Source organism: Aliivibrio logei (assembly GCF_001691055.1).
Taxonomy (GTDB): domain Bacteria; phylum Pseudomonadota; class Gammaproteobacteria; order Enterobacterales; family Vibrionaceae; genus Aliivibrio; species Aliivibrio salmonicida.
Genome location: NZ_MAJU01000030.1, coordinates 1 through 347, shown reverse-complemented (window position 1 = coordinate 347; position 347 = coordinate 1). Strand labels below are relative to the sequence as shown.

1 tRNA gene and 1 rRNA gene are annotated in these 347 nt (G+C 45.2%); both read right to left on the bottom strand.

Annotation, left to right across the window (positions count from 1 at the left end):
- Positions 1 to 2: 2 nt before the first annotated feature.
- Positions 3 to 79, bottom strand: a tRNA-Asp gene (locus tag A6E04_RS19135).
- Between the two features lie 97 nt (positions 80 to 176).
- A 5S ribosomal RNA gene (gene rrf / locus A6E04_RS19130) occupies positions 177 to 292 on the bottom strand.
- Positions 293 to 347: the final 55 nt, after the last annotated feature.

Here is a 347-nt window from a genome sequence, read left to right as displayed (position 1 = left end):
AGTGGCGGAGTGGACGGGACTCGAACCCGCGACCCCCGGCGTGACAGGCCGGTATTCTAACCAACTGAACTACCACTCCGCAGTGTCTATTCAGCATTATGCTATTACTTAAATAAAACGTGTCAGCGTTTTATTCTTTGTCTTCATCTTCTAAAAAAGATAAAAACTTAATTCAAGCCTGGCGATGTCCTACTCTCACATGGGGAGACCCCACACTACCATCGGCGCTATTACGTTTCACTTCTGAGTTCGGCATGGGATCAGGTGGGTCCATAACGCTATGGTCGCCAAGCAAATTCTTTCTCTTTATATAATAAAGAGTATCTGGAAAGCTGTATTGTGTTCTT